At 72.7% G+C, this 25,014-nt stretch carries 23 protein-coding genes; 19 read left to right on the top strand and 4 right to left on the bottom strand.

The window, feature by feature from the left end:
• Positions 1–60: 60 nt before the first annotated feature.
• The 7 genes from BJ969_RS30980 to BJ969_RS11795 all read left to right on the top strand — a co-directional run bounded on the left by BJ969_RS30980 (position 61) and on the right by BJ969_RS11795 (position 10,301).
• Positions 61–138, top strand: a complete 78-nt coding sequence (locus BJ969_RS30980; RefSeq protein ID WP_425503604.1) for a putative leader peptide — start codon at positions 61–63, stop codon at positions 136–138.
• Between the two features lie 293 nt (positions 139–431).
• The gene (locus BJ969_RS11770) at positions 432–1,253 is read left to right on the top strand and encodes an ABC transporter permease subunit (RefSeq protein WP_343071351.1); all 822 of its coding nucleotides are present in this window, start codon (positions 432–434) and stop codon (positions 1,251–1,253) included.
• Positions 1,254–1,309: 56 nt separating this feature from the next.
• Positions 1,310–2,278, top strand: a complete 969-nt coding sequence (locus BJ969_RS11775; protein ID WP_221315787.1) for an NrtA/SsuA/CpmA family ABC transporter substrate-binding protein — start codon at positions 1,310–1,312, stop codon at positions 2,276–2,278.
• Between the two features lie 10 nt (positions 2,279–2,288).
• Positions 2,289–3,047 (top strand): ABC transporter ATP-binding protein, encoded by a 759-nt coding sequence (locus BJ969_RS11780; RefSeq protein WP_184478975.1) that lies wholly within the window; start codon positions 2,289–2,291, stop codon positions 3,045–3,047.
• 312 nt (positions 3,048–3,359) lie between these two features.
• On the top strand, positions 3,360–5,672 hold the full coding sequence (locus BJ969_RS11785; RefSeq protein WP_184478976.1) for a molybdopterin-dependent oxidoreductase: 2,313 nt from the start codon (positions 3,360–3,362) through the stop codon (positions 5,670–5,672).
• The gene (locus BJ969_RS11790) at positions 5,669–6,844 is read left to right on the top strand and encodes an acyl-CoA dehydrogenase family protein (RefSeq protein WP_184478977.1); all 1,176 of its coding nucleotides are present in this window, start codon (positions 5,669–5,671) and stop codon (positions 6,842–6,844) included. The genes BJ969_RS11785 and BJ969_RS11790 overlap by 4 nt, the downstream gene beginning before the upstream one ends.
• A gap of 166 nt (positions 6,845–7,010) precedes the next feature.
• On the top strand, positions 7,011–10,301 hold the full coding sequence (locus tag BJ969_RS11795; protein ID WP_425503545.1) for an arabinosyltransferase domain-containing protein: 3,291 nt from the start codon (positions 7,011–7,013) through the stop codon (positions 10,299–10,301).
• Between the two features lie 179 nt (positions 10,302–10,480).
• Here the strand turns inward: BJ969_RS11795 and BJ969_RS29800 are convergent, their stop codons facing one another.
• Complete coding sequence (locus BJ969_RS29800) at positions 10,481–11,623, bottom strand: glycoside hydrolase family 25 protein (protein WP_343071352.1); 1,143 nt, start codon at positions 11,621–11,623, stop codon at positions 10,481–10,483.
• A gap of 180 nt (positions 11,624–11,803) precedes the next feature.
• Here BJ969_RS29800 and BJ969_RS11805 point away from each other — a divergent pair, with 180 nt between their 5' ends.
• Positions 11,804–12,553 (top strand): SDR family NAD(P)-dependent oxidoreductase, encoded by a 750-nt coding sequence (locus tag BJ969_RS11805; protein ID WP_184478978.1) that lies wholly within the window; start codon positions 11,804–11,806, stop codon positions 12,551–12,553.
• A 103-nt stretch (positions 12,554–12,656) separates the two neighbouring features.
• Here BJ969_RS11805 and BJ969_RS11810 read toward each other — a convergent pair whose 3' ends face one another.
• Both BJ969_RS11810 and BJ969_RS11815 read right to left on the bottom strand, forming a co-directional pair.
• The gene (locus BJ969_RS11810) at positions 12,657–13,262 is read right to left on the bottom strand and encodes a TetR/AcrR family transcriptional regulator (RefSeq protein ID WP_184478979.1); all 606 of its coding nucleotides are present in this window, start codon (positions 13,260–13,262) and stop codon (positions 12,657–12,659) included.
• A complete protein-coding gene (locus BJ969_RS11815) occupies positions 13,262–13,978 on the bottom strand; it encodes a YqeB family protein (RefSeq protein ID WP_184478980.1) in 717 nt (238 codons plus the stop codon). Before BJ969_RS11815 ends, BJ969_RS11810 begins: the two co-directional genes overlap by 1 nt.
• A gap of 87 nt (positions 13,979–14,065) precedes the next feature.
• Between BJ969_RS11815 and BJ969_RS11820 the strand changes: the two genes are divergently transcribed.
• Both BJ969_RS11820 and BJ969_RS11825 read left to right on the top strand, forming a co-directional pair.
• Complete coding sequence (locus BJ969_RS11820) at positions 14,066–14,380, top strand: hypothetical protein (protein ID WP_184478981.1); 315 nt, start codon at positions 14,066–14,068, stop codon at positions 14,378–14,380.
• Positions 14,381–14,808: 428 nt separating this feature from the next.
• Positions 14,809–15,249 carry an FHA domain-containing protein gene (locus BJ969_RS11825; RefSeq protein WP_184478982.1) on the top strand — a complete coding sequence of 147 codons (441 nt, stop codon included), beginning with the start codon at positions 14,809–14,811 and terminating at the stop codon, positions 15,247–15,249.
• Between the two features lie 92 nt (positions 15,250–15,341).
• On the opposite strand, the gene BJ969_RS11830 is transcribed toward BJ969_RS11825, so the two are convergent.
• Positions 15,342–15,938, bottom strand: coding sequence for a TetR family transcriptional regulator (locus BJ969_RS11830; protein ID WP_184478983.1), 597 nt, complete (start codon positions 15,936–15,938; stop codon positions 15,342–15,344).
• Between the two features lie 94 nt (positions 15,939–16,032).
• On the opposite strand from BJ969_RS11830, the gene BJ969_RS11835 reads away from it, so the two are divergent.
• The 9 genes from BJ969_RS11835 to BJ969_RS11875 are packed head-to-tail and all read left to right on the top strand — an operon-like array spanning position 16,033 to position 24,967.
• Positions 16,033–16,839 carry an MlaE family ABC transporter permease gene (locus BJ969_RS11835; protein WP_184478984.1) on the top strand — a complete coding sequence of 269 codons (807 nt, stop codon included), beginning with the start codon at positions 16,033–16,035 and terminating at the stop codon, positions 16,837–16,839.
• Positions 16,839–17,699, top strand: a complete 861-nt coding sequence (locus tag BJ969_RS11840) for an ABC transporter permease (protein ID WP_184478985.1) — start codon at positions 16,839–16,841, stop codon at positions 17,697–17,699. The genes BJ969_RS11835 and BJ969_RS11840 overlap by 1 nt, the downstream gene beginning before the upstream one ends.
• Complete coding sequence (locus BJ969_RS11845) at positions 17,699–18,931, top strand: MCE family protein (RefSeq protein WP_184478986.1); 1,233 nt, start codon at positions 17,699–17,701, stop codon at positions 18,929–18,931. The genes BJ969_RS11840 and BJ969_RS11845 overlap by 1 nt, the downstream gene beginning before the upstream one ends.
• On the top strand, positions 18,928–19,926 hold the full coding sequence (locus BJ969_RS11850) for an MCE family protein (RefSeq protein WP_184478987.1): 999 nt from the start codon (positions 18,928–18,930) through the stop codon (positions 19,924–19,926). The genes BJ969_RS11845 and BJ969_RS11850 overlap by 4 nt, the downstream gene beginning before the upstream one ends.
• Positions 19,923–20,909, top strand: a complete 987-nt coding sequence (locus BJ969_RS11855; protein ID WP_184478988.1) for an MCE family protein — start codon at positions 19,923–19,925, stop codon at positions 20,907–20,909. The genes BJ969_RS11850 and BJ969_RS11855 overlap by 4 nt, the downstream gene beginning before the upstream one ends.
• On the top strand, positions 20,906–21,988 hold the full coding sequence (locus tag BJ969_RS11860; protein ID WP_184478989.1) for an MCE family protein: 1,083 nt from the start codon (positions 20,906–20,908) through the stop codon (positions 21,986–21,988). Before BJ969_RS11855 ends, BJ969_RS11860 begins: the two co-directional genes overlap by 4 nt.
• The gene (locus BJ969_RS11865; RefSeq protein WP_184478990.1) at positions 21,988–23,091 is read left to right on the top strand and encodes an MCE family protein; all 1,104 of its coding nucleotides are present in this window, start codon (positions 21,988–21,990) and stop codon (positions 23,089–23,091) included. The genes BJ969_RS11860 and BJ969_RS11865 overlap by 1 nt, the downstream gene beginning before the upstream one ends.
• Positions 23,088–24,323 carry an MlaD family protein gene (locus BJ969_RS11870; protein WP_184478991.1) on the top strand — a complete coding sequence of 412 codons (1,236 nt, stop codon included), beginning with the start codon at positions 23,088–23,090 and terminating at the stop codon, positions 24,321–24,323. Before BJ969_RS11865 ends, BJ969_RS11870 begins: the two co-directional genes overlap by 4 nt.
• Positions 24,320–24,967 carry a VirB8/TrbF family protein gene (locus BJ969_RS11875; protein ID WP_184478992.1) on the top strand — a complete coding sequence of 216 codons (648 nt, stop codon included), beginning with the start codon at positions 24,320–24,322 and terminating at the stop codon, positions 24,965–24,967. Before BJ969_RS11870 ends, BJ969_RS11875 begins: the two co-directional genes overlap by 4 nt.
• Positions 24,968–25,014 lie beyond the last annotated feature (47 nt).

A 25,014-nucleotide genomic window follows, 5' to 3' on the forward strand; every position in this document is an offset into this window, starting at 1 on the left:
GGCGGGAAAACTGAACCTGGCACGTTGACTTTCCGGTGGCCCTGCGGCGATGCTGCGGTGGTGAAGGCGATCCAGCGGTTCGTGACGCGGCGGCACGTCGATCTGCGACGGCACGCCAGCGCGCTGTGTCGGCGCTGACGGTCGCCTCGCTCACCCGTGCCCGGCCACGCGCCGCGGCCGTCCTCCGGTGACCACGAGCTCGTCCCGCGACGAGCGGTCGTCACCCGGAACTCCGGAAAGTCCTCCCGCACGGCCGGAATGCCCGGCTCCTCCACACCGCGACGGCGATCGTCCCCACCGCGACCGGTGGCGCCGCTCGCCGCCTCGCGGCCTGGAGGGCCTCGGCCGTGCCCGCACGTCCAGGAGCCCGCCATGCGCACCGAACTCGGGCCGCGCAGGGGACCTCTCCGTCCGCAGTGGACGGACGTCTCGTGACGGCGACCGCGCACCCCGCCACCGCCGAACCCTCGACCCGGAACCGCCCGTCCTTCCCGCACCGCGCGGTGTCCTGGGCGACGCCCGCGCTGCTCCTGCTGCTCTGGGAGATCAGCGCCCGCACCGGCCTGCTCGACGTGCAGCTGCTGCCCGCGCCCAGCACGGTGCTGGGAACCGCCGCCGAGCTCACCGCCGACGGTGAGCTCCCGGCGAACCTGCTGGCCAGCCTGTACCGGGCCGGTGCCGGGTTCGCCGTCGGGGCGGTCGTCGGCCTCGGTCTGGGGCTCGCCGTGGGGCTGTCCCGCATCGCGGAGTCGTTGCTGGATCGGGGGATCCAGATGATCCGCGCGATCCCGTTCCTGGCGATGCTGCCGCTGGTGATCGTGTGGTTCGGCATCGAGGAGAGCGGCAAGATCTTCCTCATCGCGCTGGGCACCGCCGTCCCCCTGTACCTCAACGCGGTGCTGGGCATCCGCCAGATCGACCCGAAGCTGCTGGAGATGGCGCGGGTGGTCGGCTTGGGCCGCGCCGAACGCATCCGCTGGGTCGTGCTGCCCGGCGCGCTGCCCTCGATCCTGTCCGGGCTGCGGCTGGCGCTGACGCATTCGTGGCTGGCGCTGGTGATCGCCGAGACGATGGGCGCCGACGCCGGGATCGGGTTCATGGCCACCAACGCCCGCGAATTCCTGCAGACCGACGTGATCGTGCTCGTCGTGGTGATCTACGCCGTGATCGGCGTGGGGTGCGACCTGGTGACGAGGCTCCTGGAGCGCCGGCTGCTGCGCTGGAACCCGGCTTATGCCCGCCTGTCCGCGTGAATCTTCGTGCCCCTGCGGGCTTTTCCCCGCCATCAGAGTAGAACAGGAGTCTCGACGTGAGTGCGATCCGACGTCGTTCGATGTTGGCCGCGGCCGGGTTGGCGGTGCTGGCGCCGTCGTTGGCGAGCTGCGCCGCCGGAGCCGGGGGCGCGGAGGCGGGCACGGTGCGGCTCACCCACGGCCCGATCTCGGTGCCGAAGATCCGCGGCACGCTGGCGCAGGCGTTGCGGCAGCAAGGGATCACCGCCGAATGGGTGGGCCCGTTCGCCAACCACGCGCCGAGCATGCAGGCCGTCGTCGGCGGCAGCGCCGACTTCAGCTTCGGCGGTAGCACCACGCCCGCCGACCAGGCGATCCTCTCCGGCGCCGATCTGGTGTACGTGGCGTGGGCGACGGCGGAGCCGCGCACCTCCGCCGTGCTCGCCCGCGCGGGCTCCGGAATCCGCGCGGTACCGGACCTGGCAGGGCGCACGGTGGCGGTGAACAAGGCCGGGCTCGGCGAGTTCTTGCTGGTCGCCGCGCTGGAAAAGCACGGTGTGCCGCGTAAGTCGGTGAACGTGGTCTACATGAACCCGCCGGAGGCGAGTGCGGCCTTCGGCTCCGGCCAGATCGACGCCTGGTCGATCTGGCAGGGCTTCCGGGAGATCGCCGAGGTGGAGTACGGCGCCACGCCGATCTTCGTGGAGGGCGACGAGCTGGACTTCCAGATCGACTTCACGAGCTTCCTGGTCCGACGCGACTACGCCGAGCAGCACGCCGACGCCGTGCGCGCGGTGATCCGCGCCTACCAGGCCGAGTACGAGTGGCAGAACGCGCACTACGCCGAGTCGTTGCGCATCGGCAACGCGGTGTCGCACTACCCGGACGCGGTGCTGGACCGGATGGCCCGCCACGACGTGCAGACGAGGTTGTCGTTCATCGACGACGACGGCGTCGCCCAGTTGCAGCGCGGCGCGGACTGGCTGTCGGATCGGGACATCCTCAGCGGGTCGATCGACATCGCCGAGCACTCCGTGCGGCTGTGAGGAGACGAGCATGAGCACCGAGCCCGAACCCGCCGTGCGGGTGCGCGGACTGGCCCGCCGGTTCGGGGACCGCACCGTGCTGCACGCGCTGGACCTGGACGTGCGACGCGGGGAGTTCGTCGCGCTGATCGGCAAGAGCGGGTGCGGCAAGACCACGCTGCTGCGGCTGCTGGCCGGGCTCGACGACCCCGACGGCGGGAGGATCACGACTCCGCGGCAGCGCATGGTCGTGTTCCAGGAACACCGGCTGCTGCCGTGGCGGCGGGTGTGGCGCAACGTCGCGATCGGGCTTCGCGGCGCCCGAGCGCGCGACGAGGCGGCCCGCGCGCTCGCGGAGGTCGGGCTCGACCAGCACCTCGATTCCTGGCCCGCGACGCTTTCCGGCGGAGAGGCGCAGCGCGTCGCGCTGGCCCGCGCGCTGGTGCGCGAGCCGAGACTGCTGCTGCTCGACGAACCGTTCGCGGCACTGGACGCGCTGACCCGCATCCGGATGCACTCGCTGGTGCGCCGCCTGATCGCCGCGCACCGGCCCGCCGTGCTGCTGGTGACCCACGACGTGGACGAAGCGGTGCTGCTGGCCGACCGCGTCGTCGTGCTGCGCGACGGGCACCTCGCCGCCGACCACCGCGTCGAACTCGCCGCCGGCGGTGATCGCACGGACCCGGAGTTCACCCGGCTGCGGGCCCTGCTGCTGGCCGAGCTCGGCGTCACCGATGGCGGCGAGGACGCCGTCCCGGCGGCATCCACGTCACCAGGAGCGGCCTCATGATCTCGTTTCCAGCACGAGCGGCCACGGCGTGAGCACCCTTCGCGAGCACGGCGCCCGAGCGAATGCCGCCCATCGCCCGACGTGTCCCCGGCAGCCCCGAACCGACCGGGGAGAATACCCGTGCGACCCGGATCTCGGTGACCCGCCGAGGGCGTGGATCAGCGCCTCGTGGGCCACACGCCACCGGGGGTGTGCGCTGTCGCGAGAAATCGGCCGGTTCGTCCACAGCGCACTGATCCTTCCGCGGGCATCGGGCTCGGTCCCCGCACCGGGACGGCCGGAGCAACGCCGCACATGGTTGGGTCGGGCCGCATGAACGGCTGGCTGAGCACGACCTCGCACTGGGGTGCCTACCGAGCCCGGGTCGGACCTGACGGCGAACTGGACGTGGCCCCGCACCCGGCGGACCGTGCCCCATCGGAACTGCTCGGCAACGTGGCGAGCTCGGTCCGGCACGAGACGCGCGTCGCCCGCCCGGCGATCCGGCGCGGCTGGCTGGAGAACGGTCCCGGGCCGTCCGACCTGCGCGGGCGGGAGGAGTTCGTCGAAGTCGGCTGGGACACCGCGCTCGACCTCGTCGCCGCCGAACTGCGCCGCGTCCGCGAGCAGCACGGCAATCAGGCGATCTTCGGCGGTTCCTACGGTTGGGCCAGCGCGGGCCGGTTCCACCACGCGCAGAGCCAGCTGCACCGGTTCCTCAACACCATCGGCGGCTACACGTCCTCGCGGAACTCCTACAGCCTCGGCACTTCGCTGGTGCTGCTGCCGCACCTCGTCGGCGACGCCGACACCTACCTCCGCCGCGCCGACGGCTGGGACACCATCCGGCGCCACACCGACCTGGTCGTCGCGTTCGGCGGCCTGCCGCCGAAGAACGTCTCCGTCACGCCCGGTGGAGTCACCCGGCACACCAGCTCCGAAGTCCTCGCCGACTGGGACCGCTCGGGCGTGGACCTCGACGTGGTCAGCCCGCTCGCCACGGACCTGCCCGATTCCCGGCGAGCGCGGTGGACCCGGGTGCGGCCCGCGACCGACGTCGCGCTGATACTGGGGCTCGCGCACGTGGTGCTCACCGAAGGGCTGCACGACCAGGAATTCCTGGACCGGTGCACCACCGGCTTCGACGAGTTCGCCGGATACCTGCTCGGCGAGGGCGGCCCGGTGCGGGACGCGGAGTGGGCGAGCGCGGTGTGCGGCGTGCCCGCCGACGACATCCGCGACCTCGCCCGCCGGATGGCCGCCGGGCGCACGCTGATCACCGTCAGCTGGTCGCTCCAGCGCATCGAGCACGGCGAGCAGCCGGTGTGGGCGGCGCTGGCGCTGGCGGCGATGCTCGGCGGCATCGGCTTGCCCGGCGGGGGATTCGGGCACGGCTACGGGTCCATCGGCGACGTCGGGGACACCGGGCCGCTGCTGCCGCTGCCGACCCTGCCGCAAGGCGCCAACCCGGTCTCGGAGTTCATCCCCGTGGCCCGGATCTCCGACCTGCTGCTGCACCCCGGCGAGGAGTTCGACTACGACGGGCGGCGGCTCACCTACCCGGACATCCGCGCGGTGTACTGGGCGGGCGGCAACCCGTTCCACCACCACCAGGACCTCAACCGGTTGCGCCGCGCCTTCGGCAGGCCCGACACGGTGATCGTGCACGAACCGCACTGGACGGCCACCGCCCGGCACGCGGACGTGGTGCTGCCCGTGACGACCACCCTGGAACGCGAGGACATCGGCGGCGGCCGGCGCGACACGCACCTGATCGCGATGCGCCGGATCCTGGACCCCGTCGGGCAGGCCCGCGACGATCACGACGTGTTCCGCGGGCTCGCCGAACGGCTCGGGGCCGGCTCCGCGTTCACCGCCGACCGCACCCCGCGCGAGTGGCTCGCGCACCTCTACGGGCAGTGGCGCGCGGCGCTCGCGGGCGAAGGCCACGAGGTGCCCGCGTTCGAGGAGTTCTGGCGCGCCGGTGAGCTGGCACTGCCCGCGCGCCCGCAATCCACGCCGCTCGCCGAGTTCCGCGCCGACCCGCGCTCCCGCCCGCTGGCCACCCCCAGCGGGCGCATCGAACTGTTCTCCGCGCGCATCGCCGGATTCGGGTTGCCCGGCCTGCCGGGGTACCCGGTGTGGCGGGAACCCGTCGAAGGGCTCGACCACGACCGGTTCCCGCTGCGGCTGATCGCGCACCAGCCCCGCACCCGGCTGCACGGGCAGGGCGACGTCGGCGACGTCAGCCGAGCCGACAAGGTCCACGGCCGCGAACCGATCCGGCTGCACCCCGACGACGCCGCCGCCCGCGGCATCGCCGACGGAACCGTGGTGCGCGTGTTCAACGACCGCGGCGCCTGCCTCGCCGGCGCCCGGCTCACCACCGACGTGCTGCCCGGAGTGGCCGTGCTCGCCACCGGCGCCTGGTACGACCCCGTGGACGACCCGGCGCAGCCCGGCGGCTCGCTGTGCGTGCACGGCAATCCGAACGTGCTCACCGCCGACCGGCCGACCTCGCCGCTCTCGCAGGGCTGCTCCGGGCAGCAGGCCAGGGTCGAGGTCGAACCCGGGCCGAGCGAACCGCCACCGCTGAGCTGCCTGCACCCGCCGCGGCTCGTCCCCGAACAGGAAGGCATCCGATGACCAGCGCCACCGACGACGCCCCGGCGGCCCGGCTCGCCCGGTCCGCGGGAACACCCGAGTTCACGGCGGCACTGGGACGCATCGCCGAACGGGCCGCCGAGCACGACCGCGACGGCACCTTCCCGCACGAGGCGTTCGCGGACCTGCACGCCACGGGCGCGCTGAACCTCACCCTGCCCACCGGAGCCGGTGGCGGGGGAGCGGGGCTCGCCCAGGTCGTGCCGGTGGTGCGGGCGGTCGGCGCCGCCGACCCGTCGGTGGCGTTGGTGCTCGCGATGCACCTGCTCAACCACGTCGACCTTCGCGCCCCCGGCAATCCCTGGCCCGAGCACGTGCGCCGCGAGGTGCAGCGCAGCTCCGCGGACGGGGTGGCGCTGATCAACGCGCTGCGGGTCGAACCGGACCTGGGCACCCCGGCGCGCGGCGGCTTGCCCGCCACCACCGCCGAGCGCACCGCCGACGGCTGGGTGCTGCGCGGGCACAAGACCTACTCCACCGGCATCCCCGGCCTGCGCTGGCTGCTGGTGTGGGCGCGCACCGACGAACCCGAACCCCGGGTCGGCGCGTTCCTGGTGCCGCGCGAAGCCGGCAACCACCGGATCGAGCGGACCTGGAACCACCTCGGCATGCGCGCCACCCGCAGCGACGACGTGCTGTTCGAAGGAACCCCGATCCCCGCCGACCACGCCGTGGACCTGCACCGGCCGGACGCGCCGGGACGCAACGCGGGCGTGCTCGGCGCCTGGAACCCCGTGGTGCTCAGCGCTCTCTACGACGGGGTGGCGCGCGCAGCCCGCGACTGGCTCGTCGGCTACCTCAACGAGCGGACCCCGGCGAACCTGGGCAAGCCGCTGGCGAGCCTGCCGCGCTTCCAGCAGGAGGTCGGCCGGATCGAGACCCTGTTGCTGAGCAACGCTTCCCTGTTGGACTCCGCCGCGCGGGCCGTCGACGAAGGCGAACAATCCGCCGGGCAGGCCGGACTCACCAAACACGCCGTCACCACGAATGCGATTCGGGCCGTGGAACTCGGTATCGAACTCATCGGGAATCCGGGCCTTTCCCGGAACAACCCGATCGAGCGACACTACCGGAACGTGTTGTGCAGCCGGATTCACACCCCGCAGGACGACACCGCGCTCACTGCTGCCGGTACCGCCGCGCTGACCGTCTGAACTGGACGTTCGACTTCTTTTTGATAACCGCTCGATCACGGGTCGCTGAGAGGAAGCTGAGTTCTCCGGCTGATTCCCTCAGCCGTGTCGTTAACCGGTGTGGCGACCCCAACACGGAGGTTGATGCTGCGTCGTTGCGGTAAGGCCGCCCGCTATTCTCCGGGGCGTGCTCAATGCGGAGAAAGACGACACCGATCACGCGGAGGCGGAATCCGCGCCGTCCTCGGAGGCCGATCGGCCCCGGACGGACCGACGGCTCCTGCGGTTGCGGCTGATCGCGACCGTCCTCGGCGTCCTCGGCACGGTGCTGTCGCTCTCCGTCCCGTTCCTGCCGGTCCACCACGACATCACGACCTTGCGCTGGCCCACCGCCAGCGGCACCACCTCGGTGTCGGCGCCGCTGACGACGTTCTCGCCGGTGTGGCTGGAAGCGGACGTGCCGTGCGCGAGCGCCCGCAGCCTCGACGCCCGCAGCGACCGCCCGGCGAACCTGCTGAGCACGAACCCGCCGAACTCCGACAACGGCAGGCTCACCGGGATGAGCCTGACGGTCGACCGCGGGCAGCTGACGCTGCTGTCGCAGGGCCGCCAGGTCAACACCATGGCGATCCCCGAGGACGACTGCACGCTGGAGATGCGCAACGACGCGGTCGGCTTCAAAGCCGGCTTCGGCGAGGACCGCTGGCTGACCAACATCGCCGGTGACCACCGGCCGCAGGTCACCGGGATCTACTCGGACCTCAACGCCCGCGCCGACGACGTCTCCGGGCTGCGCTTCGAGGCGCGGGTCGACAACCGCTTCGAGAGCTCCCCGACGGTGCTGAAGCTGGCGGTGATCGCGCTGGCGGTGCTCGCGTTCATCGGCTCCGTGATCTGCCTGCGCCGCCTCGACAAGCGCGCCGGACGCCGCCCGCCCCGGTGGGTGCAGCCCGGCTGGTGGAAGCCGACCGCCCGGGACGTCGCGGTGCTCGGCTCGCTCGCGGTGTGGTGGCTGATCGGCGCCATGAGCTCCGACGACGGCTACACGATGGCCATCGCGCGGGCGCGGGAGTCCGCCGGGTACGTCAGCAACTACTACCGCTGGTTCGCCAACCCCGAGGCGCCGTGGGGCTGGTTCTACGAGATCTACGCGCTGTGGGTGCAGGTGTCCACGGCGGTGCCGTGGGTGCGGCTGCCGTCGCTGCTGATGGCCTGCGCGAGCTGGCTGCTGATCAGCCGCGAAGTGCTGCCGAGGCTGGGCCAGCAGGTCCGCCGCAGCAACGCCGCGGGCTGGGCCGCCGCGGCCGTGTTCCTCGCGTTCTGGCTGCCCTACAACAACGGCCTGCGCTCCGAGCCCGTCATCGTGGTGTTCTCGCTGCTCGCGCTGTGCGCGGTGGAGCGCGCCGTCGCGACCAGCCGCCTGATGCCCGCCGCGCTCGGCCTGGTGGTGGCCGCGCTCGCCGTCGGAGCGGGACCGCACGGGATCGTGGCGGTGCTGCCGTTCGTCGCGGCGCTCAAACCGCTGATCAAGCTCGTGTCGCGGCGGGCCAAGGAGTTCGGCTGGTTGCCGGTGCTGGCGCCGATCTCCGCGTCCGGCTTCGTGATCCTGACCTGGCTGATGTGGGACCAGACCTGGCAGTCGATCATGGACGCCACCGCGTTGAAGATCGACCTGGGACCGAGCGAGAAGTGGTACCAGGAGCTCAACCGCTACAACATGCTGTTCAGCCAGATCCCGGACGGCTCGCTGACGCGGCGGTTCCCGGTGCTGCTGGTGATGCTGTGCCTGGCGACCTGCGCGGTCGTCCTGCTGCGCCGCAACCGCATCCGCGGCGCCGCGCTGGGCCCGAGCCGCAGGCTGCTGGCGGTGGCGGCGATGTCGTTCGTCGCGCTCGCGCTCACCCAGACCAAGCACACCCACCACTTCGGCATCTTCGCCGCGGTGGGCGGGGCCGTCGCCGCGCTCACCGCGCTGGCCACCAGCACCACGGTGCTGCGTTCCCGGCGCAACCGGGCCGCGTTCTTCTCCGGGCTCATGGTGATCTCGGCGTTCTCCGCGACCGGGCCGAACGCCTGGTGGTACGTGTCGGGCTGGGGCGTGCCCTGGTACGACATGCCGCCCCGGATCGACGGGCGCAACGCCAGCAGCATCCTGCTCGGCATCGCCGCCATCGCCGCCATCGTCGCGCTGGTGGAACACCTGCGCGGTGACCGCAGCCTGGCTCCGCCCAACGGGGTCGAGCACCGCAGCCGGGCGCTGCGCCTCGGGACCGCTCCGCTGTCACTGATCTGCGCGCTGCTGATCCTCGGTGAGCTCGCCGCGTTCGGGAAGGCCATCCAGGAGCGCGAAGGCGGCTACAGCATGGGCGCCGACAACATCAAGCAGCTCACCGGCGGCAGCTGCGGGCTCTCCGACTACATCTACGTGGAGACGAACCCGCAGGCCGGGATGCTCAAGGTCGCCCAGGAGCAGCCCACCGAACCGGCGCCCGCGTTCTCCCCGGACGTCCCGGTGCCCTCGAAGCGCCTCGAAGGCGAGGAGACCCCCGAGGAGTACCTGAAGGCGAAGCTGACCGGCTTCAACCGCGGCGGCACCCCGCCCGGACCGAGCGGCGTCGCCGACGAGTGGCGCCCGCCCTACCAGTTCGGCGGCGACAACGCCCCCGTGTGGGGCAGCTTCACCCCGGAAGGCACCGGCGAACTGCGCACCCAGTGGTACGACGTGCCCGAGCGCGCCTCGAACGGCGAGGTCCCGATCGTGCTGGCGATGGCGGGGATCGAAGGCGGCGCGAACTCGCTGGCGGTGGAGTTCGGCAAGGACACCGACCAGGGCTTCCAGATCACCGCCCGCCGCTACCTGCTGCAGGCCGGCGGCCCGTCCTGGCGGGACCACCGCCTCGTCGTGGACGGCGATGCCAAGGACACCACCAAGATGCGCATCGTGGCCGTCGACCAGTCCGTGTCGGCGCGCGGCTGGCAGGCGGTCAGCGCCCCGCGCGCGCCGCAGCTGACGAACATGACCGACGTCGTCGGCGACAGCCCCACCTACGTGGAGTGGCCGGCCACGCTGGTGCACCCGTGCCTGCAGATCTCCGGCCTGCACCACGGCATCGCCGAGATGCCGAGGTTCCGGGTGGCGGGCGGCGAGTCGGTCCGCGCCCCCGGCCAGGGCTGGTCCTCCCCGGACGCGGGCGGGCCGTTCGGCTGGCTCAACGTGGCGACCAGCATGCGGGAGCTGCCGACGTACCTGAAGAACGACCTCTACCGGGACTGGGGCTCGCTCTACGCCGTCGACCCGTACGACCGGGGTGCGCTGCCCGCCGAGTCCGCGATGCGGGTGCACGAGGAGACGCACTGGGGCGACTGGACGCCCGGCGTGCTCCCGCGGACGGTCTCGTTGCCCGGTGACGTGCCGAGCTCCGACGACCGCAACGACATCCGGCCGTTGGAGCCCGACACCGAGGACGACGACGAGTAGCCGGGTTCTCCGAACGGAGGAGCGGCCCACCTGCCCGGAGGTTCGGGGAGGTGGGCCGCTCGTCGTTCGCGCACCGGACGATCTCGCCCGCCAGGCGCGGCGTGTCCGCACGTGCGCGGGGCCCCTCGGCCGGTGCGGCGCGTCCGCTCACCCCGGCGTCGGCCGGTGCGCTCGGGTGATCACTGCACCGGGGGCTGCTGGGCCGGGGCCTGCGGAGCGGGGGCCTGGGCCGGGATCTGCTGCCCGGCGGCGAGGCGGTTGGCGATCGCCTGCACCACGGCCTCGGTGCGGGCCGGGTCGTCGGCGCCGAACACCTCGGTGACCGACTCGCGGATCGCCGGACCGGCGGCCTCGGCGATCACCGGGCGCAGCGCCTCGGCGACCGCCTGCGGGTCGCCCGTCGCACCCGCGTTGATCATCGCGGGCAGCTGGTACACCACGCCGTTGGTGTCCCGGATCGCCTCGACCGCGGGCACCAGCACGTGTCCGGCGCCCGGCACCCGCGATGGTCGCGGTCCGAGCAGGGCGTTGAACATGTGCACCAGCAGGCCGATCGCGGTGTGGTTGCCCGCTTCGGTGCCCCAGCCCACGATCTGGCCCTGCGGTCCGCGCGGGCCGAACAGCTCGTGGTGGATCTCGTTGAGCTTCTGCGCCTGATCGGGAGTCAAGTCGTCCTCCGGAGTAGATGAGCCGAGCAGCCCCGCGAGCTCCTCGCGGGTGCCGCGGAACGCGTTCGCGTCGACCGGGGCGTGCCCGGCGACGGTGGCGGAACTGGTGAACTGCAGGATCGCGACGCCGAGACCGCCGTAGCCGCCCCACTGGGCGTCGTAGAAGTCCCGGTAGCGCTCGTAGATCTCGCTGGCGTAGCCGCCTTCGTTGCTGGCGTAACGCGAGTACCACAACGGTGGTAGTCCGGCCAGCGAGGGCGAGCCGATCTGCTCCCAGTACCAGCGCGGCAGGTACAGCAGCGGCGACCGGTACCCGGCCGCCAGCAGGCGTCCGATGATGTCGCGGGACAGGTCGGGGCCGCCGCCGTTGGCCTCCACGTCGAGGATCACCGGTACGTCGGCGGGCACGGTGTTGATGATGTGCCCGGCCTGCGCCGCGGCGCTCGAATCGCCGCGTTGGTAGTGGTAAGCGGCGACGAGCAGTCCGGCGGCGCGGGCGTTGCCGAGGTTCGCGCCGAACCTGCTGTCGACGAAGGAGCTTCCTTCGGTCGCCTTGAGGAAGGCGTACTCGAACCCCTCGGCCCGAGTGCGGCCGAGGTCGAACGCGCCTTGGTGGTGGGAGATGTCGATGCCGTAGAGCACGACCGGCCTCACCTCGCGATGGTCGGACGGCGGTGGCTGCGCCGTGGATGATCAGGGCACTACCGACGGTAGCCAACATCGCGGGCGGAGTTGTGCGTTTGGGAGAAATCGGACCGGAAAAGCCCCATGTTGAGACCGTTCGGCCCGTTTTCTAGGGTTGCCGTGGAGATCGGCTTGAGCAGGGGAGTTCTTGTGACGCAGACCGCCGTGGTGACCGGAGCGAGCAGTGGGATCGGCGCGGCCACCGCCCGTCGACTGGCCGGGGACGGCTTCCGCGTGGTCGTGGCCGCGCGCAGGCAGGACCGGCTCGCCGAGCTCGCCGAGGAGATCGGCGGGCGGGCGTTGCCGCTCGACGTGACCGATCAGGACTCCGTCGCCGCGTTCGCCGCCGAGCTCGACGCCTGCGACGTGCTGGTGAACAACGCGGGCGGCGCGTGGGGATCGGACCCGGTCTCGGCCGGCAAGCCCGAGGAGTGGCAGCGCATGTTCTCGGTGAACGTGCTCGGCACCCTGCACGTCACCCAGGCGCTGCTGCCGCTGCTGCGCGCCGGGGGCGGCGGCACGATCGTCAACATGACCTCGACGGCCGCGTTCGTCAACTACGAGGGCGGCGGGGGCTACAGCGCGTCGAAGCACGGCGCCCACGCGCTGACCGAGACGCTGCGCCTGGAGCTGGCCGGGCAGCCGGTCCGGGTCATCGAGATCCAGCCGGGCATGGTGCACACCGACGAGTTCTCCCGGAACCGCTTCCACGGCGACCAGGCCAAGGCCGACGCCGTCTACGCGGACGTCGACCGGCCGCTGACCGCCGACGACGTGGCCGGGGTCGTGGCGATGGCGGTGGCCCAGCCGCTGCACGTCAACATCGACAGCCTCGTCCTGCGCCCCCTGGCCCAGGCCGCCCAGCACAAGGTCCACCGCGGACCGCTGTTCGACGGCTGACGCGTTCCCGGCGGTGCTGCCGGGGGAGCCGCAGCCGTCCCGATGTGGCCGTCATCACTGGTGAGGCACTGTGCGGTCGACGTGATCACCACGGGTGGGGTGCTCAGCGCCCGGGTGCCGCTCCGAGGTAGCGGCAGAGGATGAGCCGGAGCGTCGGGACCTGGTCGAGGGCATCGAAGTCCGGGTCCACGCCGCTGCGGGAGAACAGTGCGTCGGTCAGGCCCAGGACCCAGTGCGCGGCCCGTTCGGCGTCGACGCCGGGGTCGATCCTGCCCTGCGCGGCGGCTTTGCCGAGCAGGGCCGCGATGCCCTCGCGCAGGTCGCCGTCGTTGCGCGCGACCAGCGCGGCGAGTTCCTCGTCCCGCCCCGCCTGCGCGATCAGCTCGACGACCAGGCCGGAGTTGCGGCGGTCGGTGAGCGGCCGGACCAGGTGGTCGATCAGCTCCAGCAGCGCGTCCCACGGGTCCGCCGCGCTCGCCGCACGGGTGAGCCGTTCGGCGTTGTCGCGGCCGTCCTGCTCGAAGATCGCGGTGAACACGGCGCGCTTGTTCGGGAAGTAGTGGAACAGGCTGCCGGAGCTGATCCCCGCGGTGGAGCAGATGTCGGCGGTGGTCGTGCGGTCGAACCCCTTGCGCGCGAAGCACCCGGCGGCGGCGTCGAGGATGTTCCGGCGCCGCGCGGCGTAGCGGTCGGGGTCGACGGTGCGCATCAGTCCTCGTTCCGCTGCGGACGGGGCCGGAAGTACTGCTGCTTCTTCTCGTCGCGGACCAGGAATCCGGCGCGCTTGATCGCCTCGCGCAGCTGCGCGGCGTCGGTGTCGTTGCGCTTCTTCAGCGCGTGCGCGCGGGTCCGCAGCAGCGAGTCGACTCGCACACCGACCGCCGGGGTTTCCGGGACCCACAGCTCGAACTCGCCGCCGTACGGATCGGACTTCAACCAGCGGTAGCCGTGCTCGTGGAACGCCGCGCGCAGGGTTGCGGCGGGGATGCCGGTCCGCTCCCTGGCGAGCTCGTCGCCCGCCGAGTCCTGCAGCACCAGCGCCCCCCGGTCGAGGAACACCACGTCCACGTCGGTGCCCGCCACCTCGGCGGGGGCGCGTCGCCCGCGGCGGAACTCGACGCGCTCCGGGGCCACGGCAACGCTCAGGCGTTCGGCGGCCATCAGCGAGGAGAAGCCGATGCCGGCGAGCACGCCGAACCCGGCGATGCCGAGCGTGCCCGCGGGCTGCGGCAACGAGGCGATCAGCTCGAACGGCCCTTGGAACGGGGCCCAGCGCAGCCCGGCCACCCACCCCGCGGCGAGCGCGACCAGCCAGCCGATCAGCCCGCCCAGCACGGGTAAGCCGAGCACGGAGCCGTAGCGGAGCCAGCCGGGTTCGACCGCGAGCGTGGCGTTCCCGGTGACCGGGGAGGAGTCCTGCGTCATGGGTCCATTATTAGAGCGCGTGCTCGGTTTAATTTCATCGGGGTCTTCGAGTGGCGATCGCCGGGAGTTCCTTGTGCAATGGGCGCCATGACGAGGTCGCGGTGGGTGACGGTGGGAGCGCTGCTCGTGTCGGTGCTGGGCACGGCAGGCGCGACCACCCCTGCGCTCGCCGCTCCGGCGGAGCGGGAGATCACGGTGGTCGGCACGGTCCAGGCGGGGGTGGAGCCGCGGTGCTCCCTGCTGCCCGGCCAGGGCCGGACGCCGTACCTGCTGGTCGGCGGCGACCCGTCCGTGGTGAAACCCGGCGCGCACCTGGTGGTGCGTGGCCGGCCGGACCCCGGCGCGCTCACCACGTGCATGCAGGGAACCCCGCTGCACGTGAGCGAGGCGCACCCCGCTTAGGGCCGGACGAGGCGGTACTTCAGCGGGGAACGCCGGCGGGGCCGGTCTGCCGTGGTCGGGGCGGCAGACCGGCCCCTTTTCCCGTCCGGACCCGGCAGCGCTTGCGGCGAGCGCGGTTCCGAGCGCCAGGGCGAACGGCTCACTTCCGGCCATGGCTTGTGGTGGTGCCGTCCGGGACGGGTTGGAGAGGGTGCTTGCCGAGGCGGGCGTGCGGGTGTGAGCCGGGTGCTCACGTCGGGTTGTTGCGGTGGCCGCGAGTGGTGGGAGTGGTGCGCGGTGTCACCTGTCCGGATGCGCTGCGGACCCGGGCCATCACCCGGTGTGCGGGAGGCCACGGCCGGTTAGGGACGAAGGGCCCGGTCGTACGGCCCCGAACCGGGGTCACAGTGGGAAACGCACGAACTGACCGGTCCGCGCAAGGGAGAACCATGATGATCCGATCCCCGTTCGGAACGTTCCGCCCCGGGTCCCAGGACGCGGCCGGGTCGCGGGAGGAGAGCACCGTCGGAGTTCCCGCCCCGCGGGCCGACGAAGCCGCCACCGCGCCACCGCACTCGATGGTGCAGCCGCGCACGGGCACGGCGGCGCTGGTGGTGTCCCGCGGCCCGGAGCAGGGCGCGGTGTTCCCGCTGGAGCAGAACTGCACGGTGCTCGGCAGGCACCGCGACTGCGACATCGTGCTCGGTGACGTGACCGTGTCGCGCTACCACACCGAGATCCGGCGGGAAGGCGACGGTTTCGTCATCCAGGACGCCGGTTCGCTCAACGGCACCTACCTGAACCGGCAGGTGGTGGACCGGGCCGCCCTCGCCGAAGGCGACGAGATCTGGGTCGGGAAGGTCCGCTTCACGTTCTACGCGGGGAGCTGAGACCGCGGCACGAACGAACGCATCGGGGCCCGGCGCGGTGGTGATCGCAGGATCACCCGGCCGGAGCCCCGTTTTCGTGCGCCCGGTCCGGTTCAGGCCGCCGAGCGCTGCCCGGCCAGCCGGGCGAAGTGCTCGTTGAAGGTGCGGCGGGCCCGCCTGCGCAGCTGATCGCGGGTGGACATGTCGGAGCCCGCGAGCAGCCCGGTGCCGACCACGAGCGTGGCCAGCACGCCGATCTCGTGCGGCAGGTCGAGCCCGTCGGGCAGCTCGCCGTCCGCCACGGCCTCGTTGAGGTGCTTGCGCAGCACTGAGCGCCACACCTGGTAGCCCTCGGCGAAGCCGCCCGAGGAGTCGGCCGACCACGACGCCAGCCACACCCGCCAGCAGGTGAGCCGTTCCTCGTCGACCGGCAGCAGTCCCTGCGTGGCGCGCTGCGCCGCGTCGAGCCCGCGGCGTTCGCCCACGGCCTCCGCGACGCGCTGGGCGGCGACCTTCCCGTTGTGCAGCAGCACCGCGTTGATCAGTTCGGCCTTGTCCTCGAAGTAGTGCGTGACCGACCCGGTGGACACCCCGGCTTCGGCCGCGACGGCGCGCATGGTGGTGGCGCCGAGCCCCCGGTCGGCGAGCAGCCGCCACGCCGCCTCCACGATGTGCTGGCGCGAGCGCGGGTCGCGGATCTTCTTGACCACGTCGTTCCCCCCGAAAAGTCAAAACGATTGTTCCGTAACGCATGCTACGTAACACTCGTTCTAGAGGTGCGCCGCACTTCGGAGGGAGCCGACGATGGCCCTGGAGACACCGCCCGCCCGCGGCCCGTTCGCGGATGCGGCGGCGCAGGCGGGGCTGCTGCTGGTGTTCTCCTTGCGGACCGTGCGCGCCGGGGGACGGGCGCTGCTCGGGCGGCGGTTGTCGTGGCGGGAATGCCTGGAGCAGTCCTGGTTCCTGGCGTCGGTGAGCACGGTGCCCGCGGTGCTGATGACGATCCCGCTGGGCGTGCTGGTCGCGGTGAACATCGGTTCGCTCGCCGGGCAGCTCGGCGCGGAGAGCTACGCCGGGGCGGTGGTGGCGTTCGTGGTGGTGGGCCAGGCCGCGCCGCTGGTGTGCGCGCTGATGATCTCCGGGGTGGGCGGTTCGGCGATCTGCGCGGACCTCGGCGCGCGCAAGCTGCGCGAGGAGACCGACGCCATGGAGGTCATGGGGCTCTCCACGATGGAGCGCCTGGTGGTGCCCAGGGTGCTGGCGGCGGTCGTGGTCACGGTGCTGCTCAACGGCGTGGTGATGGCCCTCGGCATCACCGCCACGCTGCTCGTGCACGTGCTGCTGGGAGGGTCTTCCGGCGGGTTCCTCGCGACGCTGACCGCGTACTCGGATCCCGGCGGGTTCCTGATGGCCGAGGTCAAGGCGGGCACGTTCGCGGTCCTGGCGGCGCTGGTGTCGGCGTTCAAAGGCCTCACCGCCAAGGGCGGCCCGAGCGGGCTGGGCGACGCGGTCAACGAGGCCGTGGTGATGGCGTTCGTGCTGGTGTTCGTGGCGAACACCGTGCTCACCGAACTGCACCCGCTGCTGCTGCCGCCGAAGGGGGAGTTCTGATGGCGGACCTCCTCGTCCGGGCGGCGCGGCGTGGTGCGGTGCGGCGCACCCGAGGGCTGATCGACCTGCTGGTGTCGTTCGGGGTGCAGGCCACCTTCTACTTCCGGTCGATCGCGTCGGTGCCGTTCGCGCTGGTGCACTACGGCAGGCACGTGGCGCGGCTCGTCGCGGAGATCAGCTTCGGCGCGGCCTCGTTGTTCGCCGGGGGCGGCACCATCGGCGTCATCTTCGCGATGTCGTTCGTGGCCAGCACCCAGGTCGGGCTGGAGGGGTACCGGGGGCTGGACCTGATCGGGCTGACCCCGATGTCCGGGTTGATGTCGGCGATGGTCAACACCCGCGAGCTGGCGCCGCTGGTGGCGAGCATCGCGCTGGCGGCGAAGGTCGGCACCGGTTTCACCGCGCAGCTGGGCGCGATGCGGATCTCCGACGAGATCGACGCGCTGGAGTCGATGGCGGTGCGCTCGTTGCCGTTCCTGGTCAGCACCCGGATGGCGGCGGCGTTCATCTCGGTGGTGCCGCTGTACCTGGTGGGCCTGTTCGCGTCCTACATCGCGACGCGGGTCGCGGTCGTGACCCTGCAAGGCCAGTCCGGCGGCACCTACGACTTCTACTTCCAGCTGCTGCTGACCCCGTCGGACATCGGGTTCTCGCTGCTGAAGGCCGTGGTGTTCGCGATGGTGGTGACGCTGGTGCACTGCTTCTACGGCTACTACGCCACCGGCGGTCCCGAAGGGGTGGGGCGTGCCGCGGGGCGGGCGCTGCGCACCAGCATCGTCGCGATCACGTTCACGGACATGGTGCTGACGCTGCTGTTCTGGGGCTTGAGCCCCAGCCTGCCCGCGTTGGGGGTGCAGTGATGGTGGACCTGACGCGCGGCGGCGTGAGCCGGACTTCGCTGGCGCTGCGCGGGATCGGCGGTGTCGTGGTGGTCCTGGGCGCGGCGGTGTTCGCGGTGCTGGGCGGCGGCGAGGCGTTCGAGTCCGATCCGACGGTGAGCGCGGAGGTGCCCGCGGCGGCGGGACCGGTGCGGGTGAACTCGGCCGTGCGGTACCGGGGCGTGGTGGTCGGTGAGCTCGCCGAGGTGGACGAGGGAACGGCGGGTTCCCGGCTGACGCTGCGAATGGATCGGTCCACGTTGGACTCGATCCCGGCGGGGGTGCGGCTGCGGATCCTGCCGAAGACGTTGTTCGGGGACCAGTACGTCGAGCTCGCCGGGTCCGCGGCCGGTGGCCGGTTGGAACCGGGGGCCGAGATCGCGGCGGACACCGATGCGGCCACGGTGCGGATCTACCACGCCTACACCCGGATGTTCGCCCTGCTGCAGAGCTTGCGGCCCGCGGAGTTGCAGGTGGCGCTGGGCACGATGGCCGACGTGCTGCGCGGGCGCGGCGCCGAGCTCGGCGAGACCGTCGACGTGCTGCACGACCTGTCGGGCCGGTTCGACCCGGCGGAGACGGTGGGCGAGCTCGGGGAGGTCGCCGGGCTCACCGAGCAGCTGGCCACCGCGGCCCCGGACCTGCTGGCGACCCTGGACGACGCGGTGGTGCTCTCGCGCGCGGTGGTCGAGGAACGGGAGAACCTCGCGGACCTGCTGGGCGCCGGGACCGAGCTCACCGAGCGGTCCCAGCGGTTCCTGGACGAGAACGCGGCCCGCGCCATCGAGGTCGTGCACGTCGCGCGACCCGCCTCGGAGGTGCTCGGCGGCGGCGCGGACCGGATTCCGGAGACGCTGCGCAACCTGCGCGAGTTCACCTCGAACGCGAGCCGCACCTTCGTCGACGACCGCTTCCGGATCCGGGCGCCGGTGACGCTGGAGGACCCGCACCCGTACACGCCCGCCGATTGCCCGCGCTACCCGGGCTTGGACGGGCCGCACTGCTCGGACGCGACGACGTACGGCGGCGCCGTCGGCAGCGTCGGGACGGATCGCGAGAAGGGGGAGTTGGAGCGCATGTTCGCCGACCCGGTCCGCGCGCCCGCGGCGGACGAGAGCGCAGCGGCGCCGTCCGCAGGGTCCGCGCCGGACGCCGACCTGCTGGGCCTGCTGTTCGGCCCGGTGGTGCGCGGAACGCAGGTGGTGGCGCCATGAGCCTCACCGCGACCGCCGCCAAGTTCACCGCGTTCGTCACCGTTTCGGTGCTCTCCGCCGTGCTCGTGGTGAACACGCTCGACCACCCGCTCGACGGTGGCACGCGCACTTACCGCGCGGAGTTCACCGACGCGCAAGGCGTCAAGCAGGGCAGCGAAGTGCGCATCGCGGGAGTGCGCGTCGGGGCCGTCGAGGACGTGCGGCTGCGCGACGGCACCGCCGTGGTGAGCTTCGAGGTGCTCGACGACCAGCCGCTGCCCGGCGGTACTCGCGCCGCGGTCCGCTACGCCGACCTGCTCGGCAGCAGGTTCATCGCGCTCGACGCCGGCGACGGCGGTGCGACGCTGCCCGCGGGCGCGACGATCCCGCTGGAGCGCACGCGGCCGGCGTTGGAGCTCACCGCGCTGATGAACGGCTTCAAGCCGCTGTTCGACTCGCTGGATCCGCAGGCGGCCAACCGGCTCGCCCACGAGCTGATCGCCGTGTTCCAAGGGGAGTCGGGCACGTTGACGAGCCTGCTGGAGCGCGTGGTGTCGGTGACCTCCGGGCTCGCCGAACGCGACCAGGTCATCGGCGAGGTCCTGGTGAACCTCAACGCCGTGCTGGCCACCACGAGCGAGCATCGCGAGGAGGTGCGCGCGCTGATCGGCGGGCTGGGCGACCTGACCTCCGCGGTCGCCGAGGACCGGGGACGCATCGCCGAAGCGCTCGACGCGGGCGGCACGCTGGCGAACTCGGTGCGGGGGTCGATGGAGCGGATCACCCCGAACCTGACCCGCGCCGTGGACGCGCTCGGCGCGATGTCGCAGGGCTGGGTGGACAACCAGCAGCGCTTCGACACCGCGGTGCAGGGACTTCCGGAGCTGGTCACGAAGCTGAACCGGACGCTGGACTACGGCAGCTGGGTCAACATCTACGTCTGCAACCTGCGGGTGTCGGTCGGCGGGGCGCAGGTCGACCTCGGTGGCGGCCCGCACTCGGAGGTGTGCCGATGAGCCGCCGTCGCGAGCGCGACCCCATCGTCGTCGGCGCCGTGGGCCTGGTGGTGGCGCTGCTGGTGCTCGGCGCCGTCGTGGCCGTGCCGCAGCTGTCGTTCCTGTGGCGAACCCGGGAGTACACCGCGGAATTCGCCAACGCGGGCGGCTTGACCGCCGACGCGCAGGTGCACGTCGCCGGAGTCCCCGCCGGGCGCGTCACCGGCATGGACATCGCGGGGGACCGGGTGCGGGTGACGTTCCGGCTGGACCGCGAGCAGCGCCTCGGCACCGCCACTTCCGCCTCGGTGCGCCTGGCGACCATCATGGGTTCCCGCTACCTCGCGGTGGAACCGGCCGGTCTCGGCGAACTCGACTCGGTGATCCCGCGCGAGCGCACCCGCATCCCCTACAGCCTCGACGAGCTCGGCGCCGACGCCACGGGCACCGCCGAGCAGCTCGACCTCGAAGCGATGCGCCGGATGATGTCCACCGCCCGCGAAGCGGCCCCGCAGGACCCGGAGCTGCTGGGGCGGGCGCTGACCGGGATCGCCGGGGCCGCCGAGCTGATCGACCGCCACGACGCGCAGCTCGACGAGCTGCTCGACGGCGCGCGCTCGACGACGGCGACGCTGGTGGAGCAGCAGGACGCGCTGGTGGAACTGCTCGGCGACGCGGACCTGATTTTGCGCACCCTCACCGAACGCCGGGAGGCGGTGCTGCGGCTCATCGACGACGTGGACGCGCTAAGCGCGCAGCTCGACGGCTTCCTCGCGGAGAACTCCGCGAAGCTCGGGCCGCTGCTGAGCGACCTGCGCGAGATCACCGCCGCGCTGCGCCGCGACGAGCAGGCCATCGCGCAGACCATCGCCACCCTCGGTCCGGCGGGGCGCTCGCTGGCCAACGCCACCGGCAACGGCAGCTGGGGCGACGTGTCCGGCCCGGCGGGCCCGCTGCCGGACAACCTGCTGTGCCTCGCGGGGCTCGTCGAGGGGTGCCGATGAACCGACGACCCTCCAGGCTGATCGCCCTCGGCTGCGCGGCGGCGCTGCTCATCGCGGGCGGCTGGTACGTGCTGCTGCGGCCCGCGCCCGCGCACGTGGTCTCGGCGGACTTCGCCACCGTCGACGGGATCTACCCCGGCAACAAGGTGCACGTGCTGGGCGTTCCGGTCGGCGTCGTTGAGCAGGTGAACCCGCGCGGACCGGTGGTGCGGGTGGTGATGCGGATCCGTCCGGACATCGCGCTGCCCGCCGACGCGCACGCCTACATCATGAGCCCGCAGCTGATCAGCGACCGGTTCGTGGAACTCGGCCCGGCCTACGCGGGCGGTCCCGCGCTGGCCGACGGCGGGGTGATCCCGGCGGAGCGCGCGCACTCGCCGATCCGCTGGGACGAGCTGATGTCGTCGCTGGACACGGTGGTCTCCGCGCTCGGTCCGGACGGGGCGGGCGGGGGCGACGACCTCGGCGCGCTGCTGCACTCGGCGGCGAGCTCCGCGGACGGCACCGGGCCGCGGCTGCGCACCGCGATCACCCGGCTCGCGGGCGCCACCGACGTGCTGGCGGGCGACCGGGAACAGCTCGGCGCGCTGATCGGGAACCTCGACGTGCTGGTCCGCGCGCTGGCCGAACACCGCTCCACTGTGGACTCGTTGGCGGCGGGGGTGCGGCGGGCGAGCGAGGACTACGGCGGGCAGCGGCTGCACCTCGACCAGACCATCGGACGGCTCTCCCGGACGCTCGCGCAGGCGGACATGTTGATCCGGGAGCACGGTGGCGAGCTCACCGGCAGCGTGCACGACCTCGCGGGCACCACGGCGCAGGTCGCGGCGCAGCGCGAGCAGCTCTCCGAAGTGCTGACCACGTTGCCGCTGGTGTTCGGCAACTTCAGCCGGGCCGTCACCGAGGACGAACGGCTGCGGATCCGGCTGAACATCTCCTCGAACCTCGCCCAGTTCCCGGCGACCGCGCGGCTGTGCGAGCGGTTCCCGGTGCCGCTGTGCTCCGGGCCGGGGCTGGTGAACCCGATCCCGTTCCCGCCGAACCTCGATCCGCTGCACACCATGGCGGGAGGCGGATGATGCGCGACGACGAGCCCGTTCCGGTCACCGGCGCGGCACCGGCCGGACGCCGCCGCGCGCTGGTCCCGCTGGTCTTGGCCACCGCGCTGCTGACGAGCTCCTGCGGGCTGAGCCTGCACGAGCTGCCGCTGGGCGGGGAGGGCGACGGCCCGCGGGTCACCGCCGTGTTCAGCGACGTCTCCAACCTGCCCGTCGGCGGGGTGGTGCGCATCGGGCAGGCCACCGTCGGCCGGGTGCACGACCTGTCAACGAAGGACTTCAAGGCCTTCGTCCGACTCGACCTGGCCCCCGGCCTGCGGCTGCCGGAGGACACCGCCGCGCGGCTGGAACTGACCGCGGCGCTCGGCGAGCAGTTCGTGGTGCTGGAGCCGCCCGTCGCCCCTGCCTCGCCGGACCTGCTCGCCGACGGCGACACGATTCCGCTGGCGCGCACCGCGCGCGGACCGGACCTGGAGAACACCCTCGCCGCGCTCGGGACCGTGCTCGGCGGCAGCGGCCTCGACCAGGCGCGCACCGTCGTCACCGAGCTCAACACCGCGCTGGGCGGGCGGGAGCAGAAGGTGCGCGACCTGTTGCACCGGCTCGACGCGCTGCTGTCCGAAGTGGACTCGAACCGGGCGGAGTTCGACGCCGCCATCGACTCGCTGCACCGGTTGTCGGCCGCGACCGCCGCGGACACGCCGCTGCTGGAGCGGTCGCTGCGCGAGATCACCCCGGCGATCGACGTGCTGCTGAGCCAGCGCGAGCAGTTCGAGCGGCTGCTGACCGGCGTGACCGCGCTCGGGCGCTCCGCCGACGGCGTCGTGCGGGAGGCGGGGCCCGCGTTCACCGCGCAGCTCGACGAGCTGCGCCCGGTGCTGGACTCGCTGGCCGGCTTCAACGGCGACCTCGCGAGCACGTTGACGGAGCTGCGCACGTTCCAGGTGAAGCTCGGCGGGGCCATTCCGGGCGATTACCTGAACCTGGACGGCACGCTCGACGTGTCCGGAACGCTGCTGCCGCTGCTGACCGGGCAGAACCCGCCGCTGCCGACCGGGGCGCCCGAGCAGCCCGTCACGCCGCCCGGGTCCGCCGCCGAGCTGCTGACCGGAGGAACCCGATGAGCCGCGCCGTGCTGATCCAACTGGCCCTGTTCCTGGTGATCGCCCTCGGATGCGGGGCGTTCGTGGTCGACACCGTGATGGGCGCCGAACCCGCGCGTGCGCCGATCCGCGTGGCGGTGCGGCTGCCCGACGCCGCCGGGCTCGCCGAGACCTCCCAGGTCACCTACCGCGGCGTGCGGACCGGCACCGTCGGTGCCGTCGACCTGGACCCGAGCGGCGAAGGCGTGACGCTGCGGCTGCGGCTCGATCCCGGCAGCCGGGTTCCGGCCGACGCGGTCGCCAGGATCAGCATGGACACCCCGATGGCCGTGCAGCACCTGGACCTGCAGCCCGCCACCGACGCGCCGCCGTACCTGCGCGACGGCGACGTGATCCGGGCCGAGGACACCAGCGCGCCCATGCCGCTGGACACCTTGCTGGTGCACGTCACCGACCTGGCCGAGAGCATCGATCCGCACGACGTCCGGGTGCTGTCGGAAGCCGCCGCCACCGGGCTCAACGGGGCGGGTCCCGAGCTGCGCCGGATCATGGACAACACCCGCGACCTCACCCGGCTCGCGGCCGAGCGGGAGCCGCAGCTCACCAACCTGATCGAGCAGGGTCCGCAGGTGCTGGGCTCCGTCGACGAGGCGGGCGGGCTGCCGCGGCTCGCGTCCTCGATGCGAGAACTCGCCGACGAGGCGCGGACGCAGGAACCGGCGATCCGCGACCTCGCCGGGAGGGTGCCGGGCACCACGCGAGCGGTGTCGGACCTGCTCGCGCGCAACGAGGGCGCCGCATCCGCACTGCTGGGCAACCTGCTGATCACCGGCGAGGTGCTCGGCGATCACGTCCCCGCGCTGCGGGAGACGATGACGGCGCTGCCGCAGGGGCTCTCCGACCTCGCGAGCATCGTGCACGGCGACGTCGCCGACTTCTACCTGGTCGCCGCCCAAGGGCCCGCCTGCTACTACGGCACCGAGCGGCGCACCCCGACCGAGACGGCCCCGCGCGAGCCGCAGCTCGGCTGGAGCTGCGCGCCGGGGCCGGGCCTCTCGCAGCGGGGAGCCGACAGCGCCCCGCGCCCCGGCTCGCCGGTGTCCGCCGCATCGGAGGCGGCCGGTCCGGCGCGGTACCCGGCGGCGCCGCCGGGTGCGCAGTCCGCCTCCCCGGACGCCGGCGCGGCGAGCGGGGTCGGCGGGGTCCTGGGGCCACGGCCGTGGTCCTCGATCATGTTCCAAGGAGTGCGATGACCAGCGACCGAGCCGAAGCCGACCGCGATGCCGGGACGACCACCACCCACCGCCCGGAGGCGGACGGTCCCGCCGCGGGGCCGGAGGATTCCCCGGCCGTCGGAGGCGAACCCGTCGAACCGCCGAGCACATTCGAGTCCACAGTGGATGGACGGGGGCGGCTGCGCGCACTGCGCAGGCCGTCCGTCCTCGCCGCCGCGCTGGTGATCCTGCTGCTGCTCGGCGGCCTCACCTACACCGGCGTGCGGCTGCGGGAGGCCGCGGCGAACGAGGCCGCCCGCACGGAGGCGCTCGCGGCGGGCGAGCGGTACGCGTTGGCCCTCACCACCTACGACCACCAGAACCTCCCGGACAACTTCGGGTCGGTGTCGGAGAACGCCTCACCCGCGTTCGCCGGCCAGTACAGGGAGGTCAGCGACGGGCTGACTCAGCTCATCCAGCAGTACCGGGCGACCTCGAAGGGCGAGGTGCGGGGCGCGGGGGCGGTCCAGGTCGACCAAGACCGGGCCGTGCTCGTCCTGTTCGTCGACCAGACCATCACCAACACCAACAGTCCGGAACCGAGGGTGGACCGGACCCGGATGCAGCTCACCCTCGTGCGTCCCGACGGCCGGTGGCTCATCGACGACGTGAAGCTGATCTGAGCGCCCGCGGCCCGATTCCCCTTGACCCGGCAGGTTTTTCGCAGTGA

The sequence above is a fragment of the Saccharopolyspora gloriosae genome (assembly GCF_014203325.1).
Classification (GTDB): domain Bacteria; phylum Actinomycetota; class Actinomycetes; order Mycobacteriales; family Pseudonocardiaceae; genus Saccharopolyspora_C; species Saccharopolyspora_C gloriosae.

Excerpts from the sequence above, each read along its gene's own strand:
- BJ969_RS11815 (WP_184478980.1), bottom strand. The coding sequence starts at position 13,978 with ATGACGCAGGACTCCTCCCCGGTCACCGGGAACGCCACGCTCGCGGTC.
- BJ969_RS11855 (WP_184478988.1), top strand. The coding sequence starts at position 19,923 with ATGAGCCGCCGTCGCGAGCGCGACCCCATCGTCGTCGGCGCCGTGGGC.
- BJ969_RS11870 (WP_184478991.1), top strand. The coding sequence starts at position 23,088 with ATGAGCCGCGCCGTGCTGATCCAACTGGCCCTGTTCCTGGTGATCGCC.
- BJ969_RS11875 (WP_184478992.1), top strand. The coding sequence starts at position 24,320 with ATGACCAGCGACCGAGCCGAAGCCGACCGCGATGCCGGGACGACCACC.
- BJ969_RS11780 (WP_184478975.1), top strand. The coding sequence starts at position 2,289 with ATGAGCACCGAGCCCGAACCCGCCGTGCGGGTGCGCGGACTGGCCCGC.
- BJ969_RS11785 (WP_184478976.1), top strand. The coding sequence starts at position 3,360 with ATGAACGGCTGGCTGAGCACGACCTCGCACTGGGGTGCCTACCGAGCC.
- BJ969_RS11850 (WP_184478987.1), top strand. The coding sequence starts at position 18,928 with ATGAGCCTCACCGCGACCGCCGCCAAGTTCACCGCGTTCGTCACCGTT.
- BJ969_RS11835 (WP_184478984.1), top strand. The coding sequence starts at position 16,033 with ATGGCCCTGGAGACACCGCCCGCCCGCGGCCCGTTCGCGGATGCGGCG.
- BJ969_RS11865 (WP_184478990.1), top strand. The coding sequence starts at position 21,988 with ATGCGCGACGACGAGCCCGTTCCGGTCACCGGCGCGGCACCGGCCGGA.
- BJ969_RS11820 (WP_184478981.1), top strand. The coding sequence starts at position 14,066 with ATGACGAGGTCGCGGTGGGTGACGGTGGGAGCGCTGCTCGTGTCGGTG.
- BJ969_RS11810 (WP_184478979.1), bottom strand. The coding sequence starts at position 13,262 with ATGCGCACCGTCGACCCCGACCGCTACGCCGCGCGGCGCCGGAACATC.
- BJ969_RS11825 (WP_184478982.1), top strand. The coding sequence starts at position 14,809 with ATGATGATCCGATCCCCGTTCGGAACGTTCCGCCCCGGGTCCCAGGAC.
- BJ969_RS11860 (WP_184478989.1), top strand. The coding sequence starts at position 20,906 with ATGAACCGACGACCCTCCAGGCTGATCGCCCTCGGCTGCGCGGCGGCG.
- BJ969_RS11845 (WP_184478986.1), top strand. The coding sequence starts at position 17,699 with ATGGTGGACCTGACGCGCGGCGGCGTGAGCCGGACTTCGCTGGCGCTG.
- BJ969_RS11790 (WP_184478977.1), top strand. The coding sequence starts at position 5,669 with ATGACCAGCGCCACCGACGACGCCCCGGCGGCCCGGCTCGCCCGGTCC.
- BJ969_RS11840 (WP_184478985.1), top strand. The coding sequence starts at position 16,839 with ATGGCGGACCTCCTCGTCCGGGCGGCGCGGCGTGGTGCGGTGCGGCGC.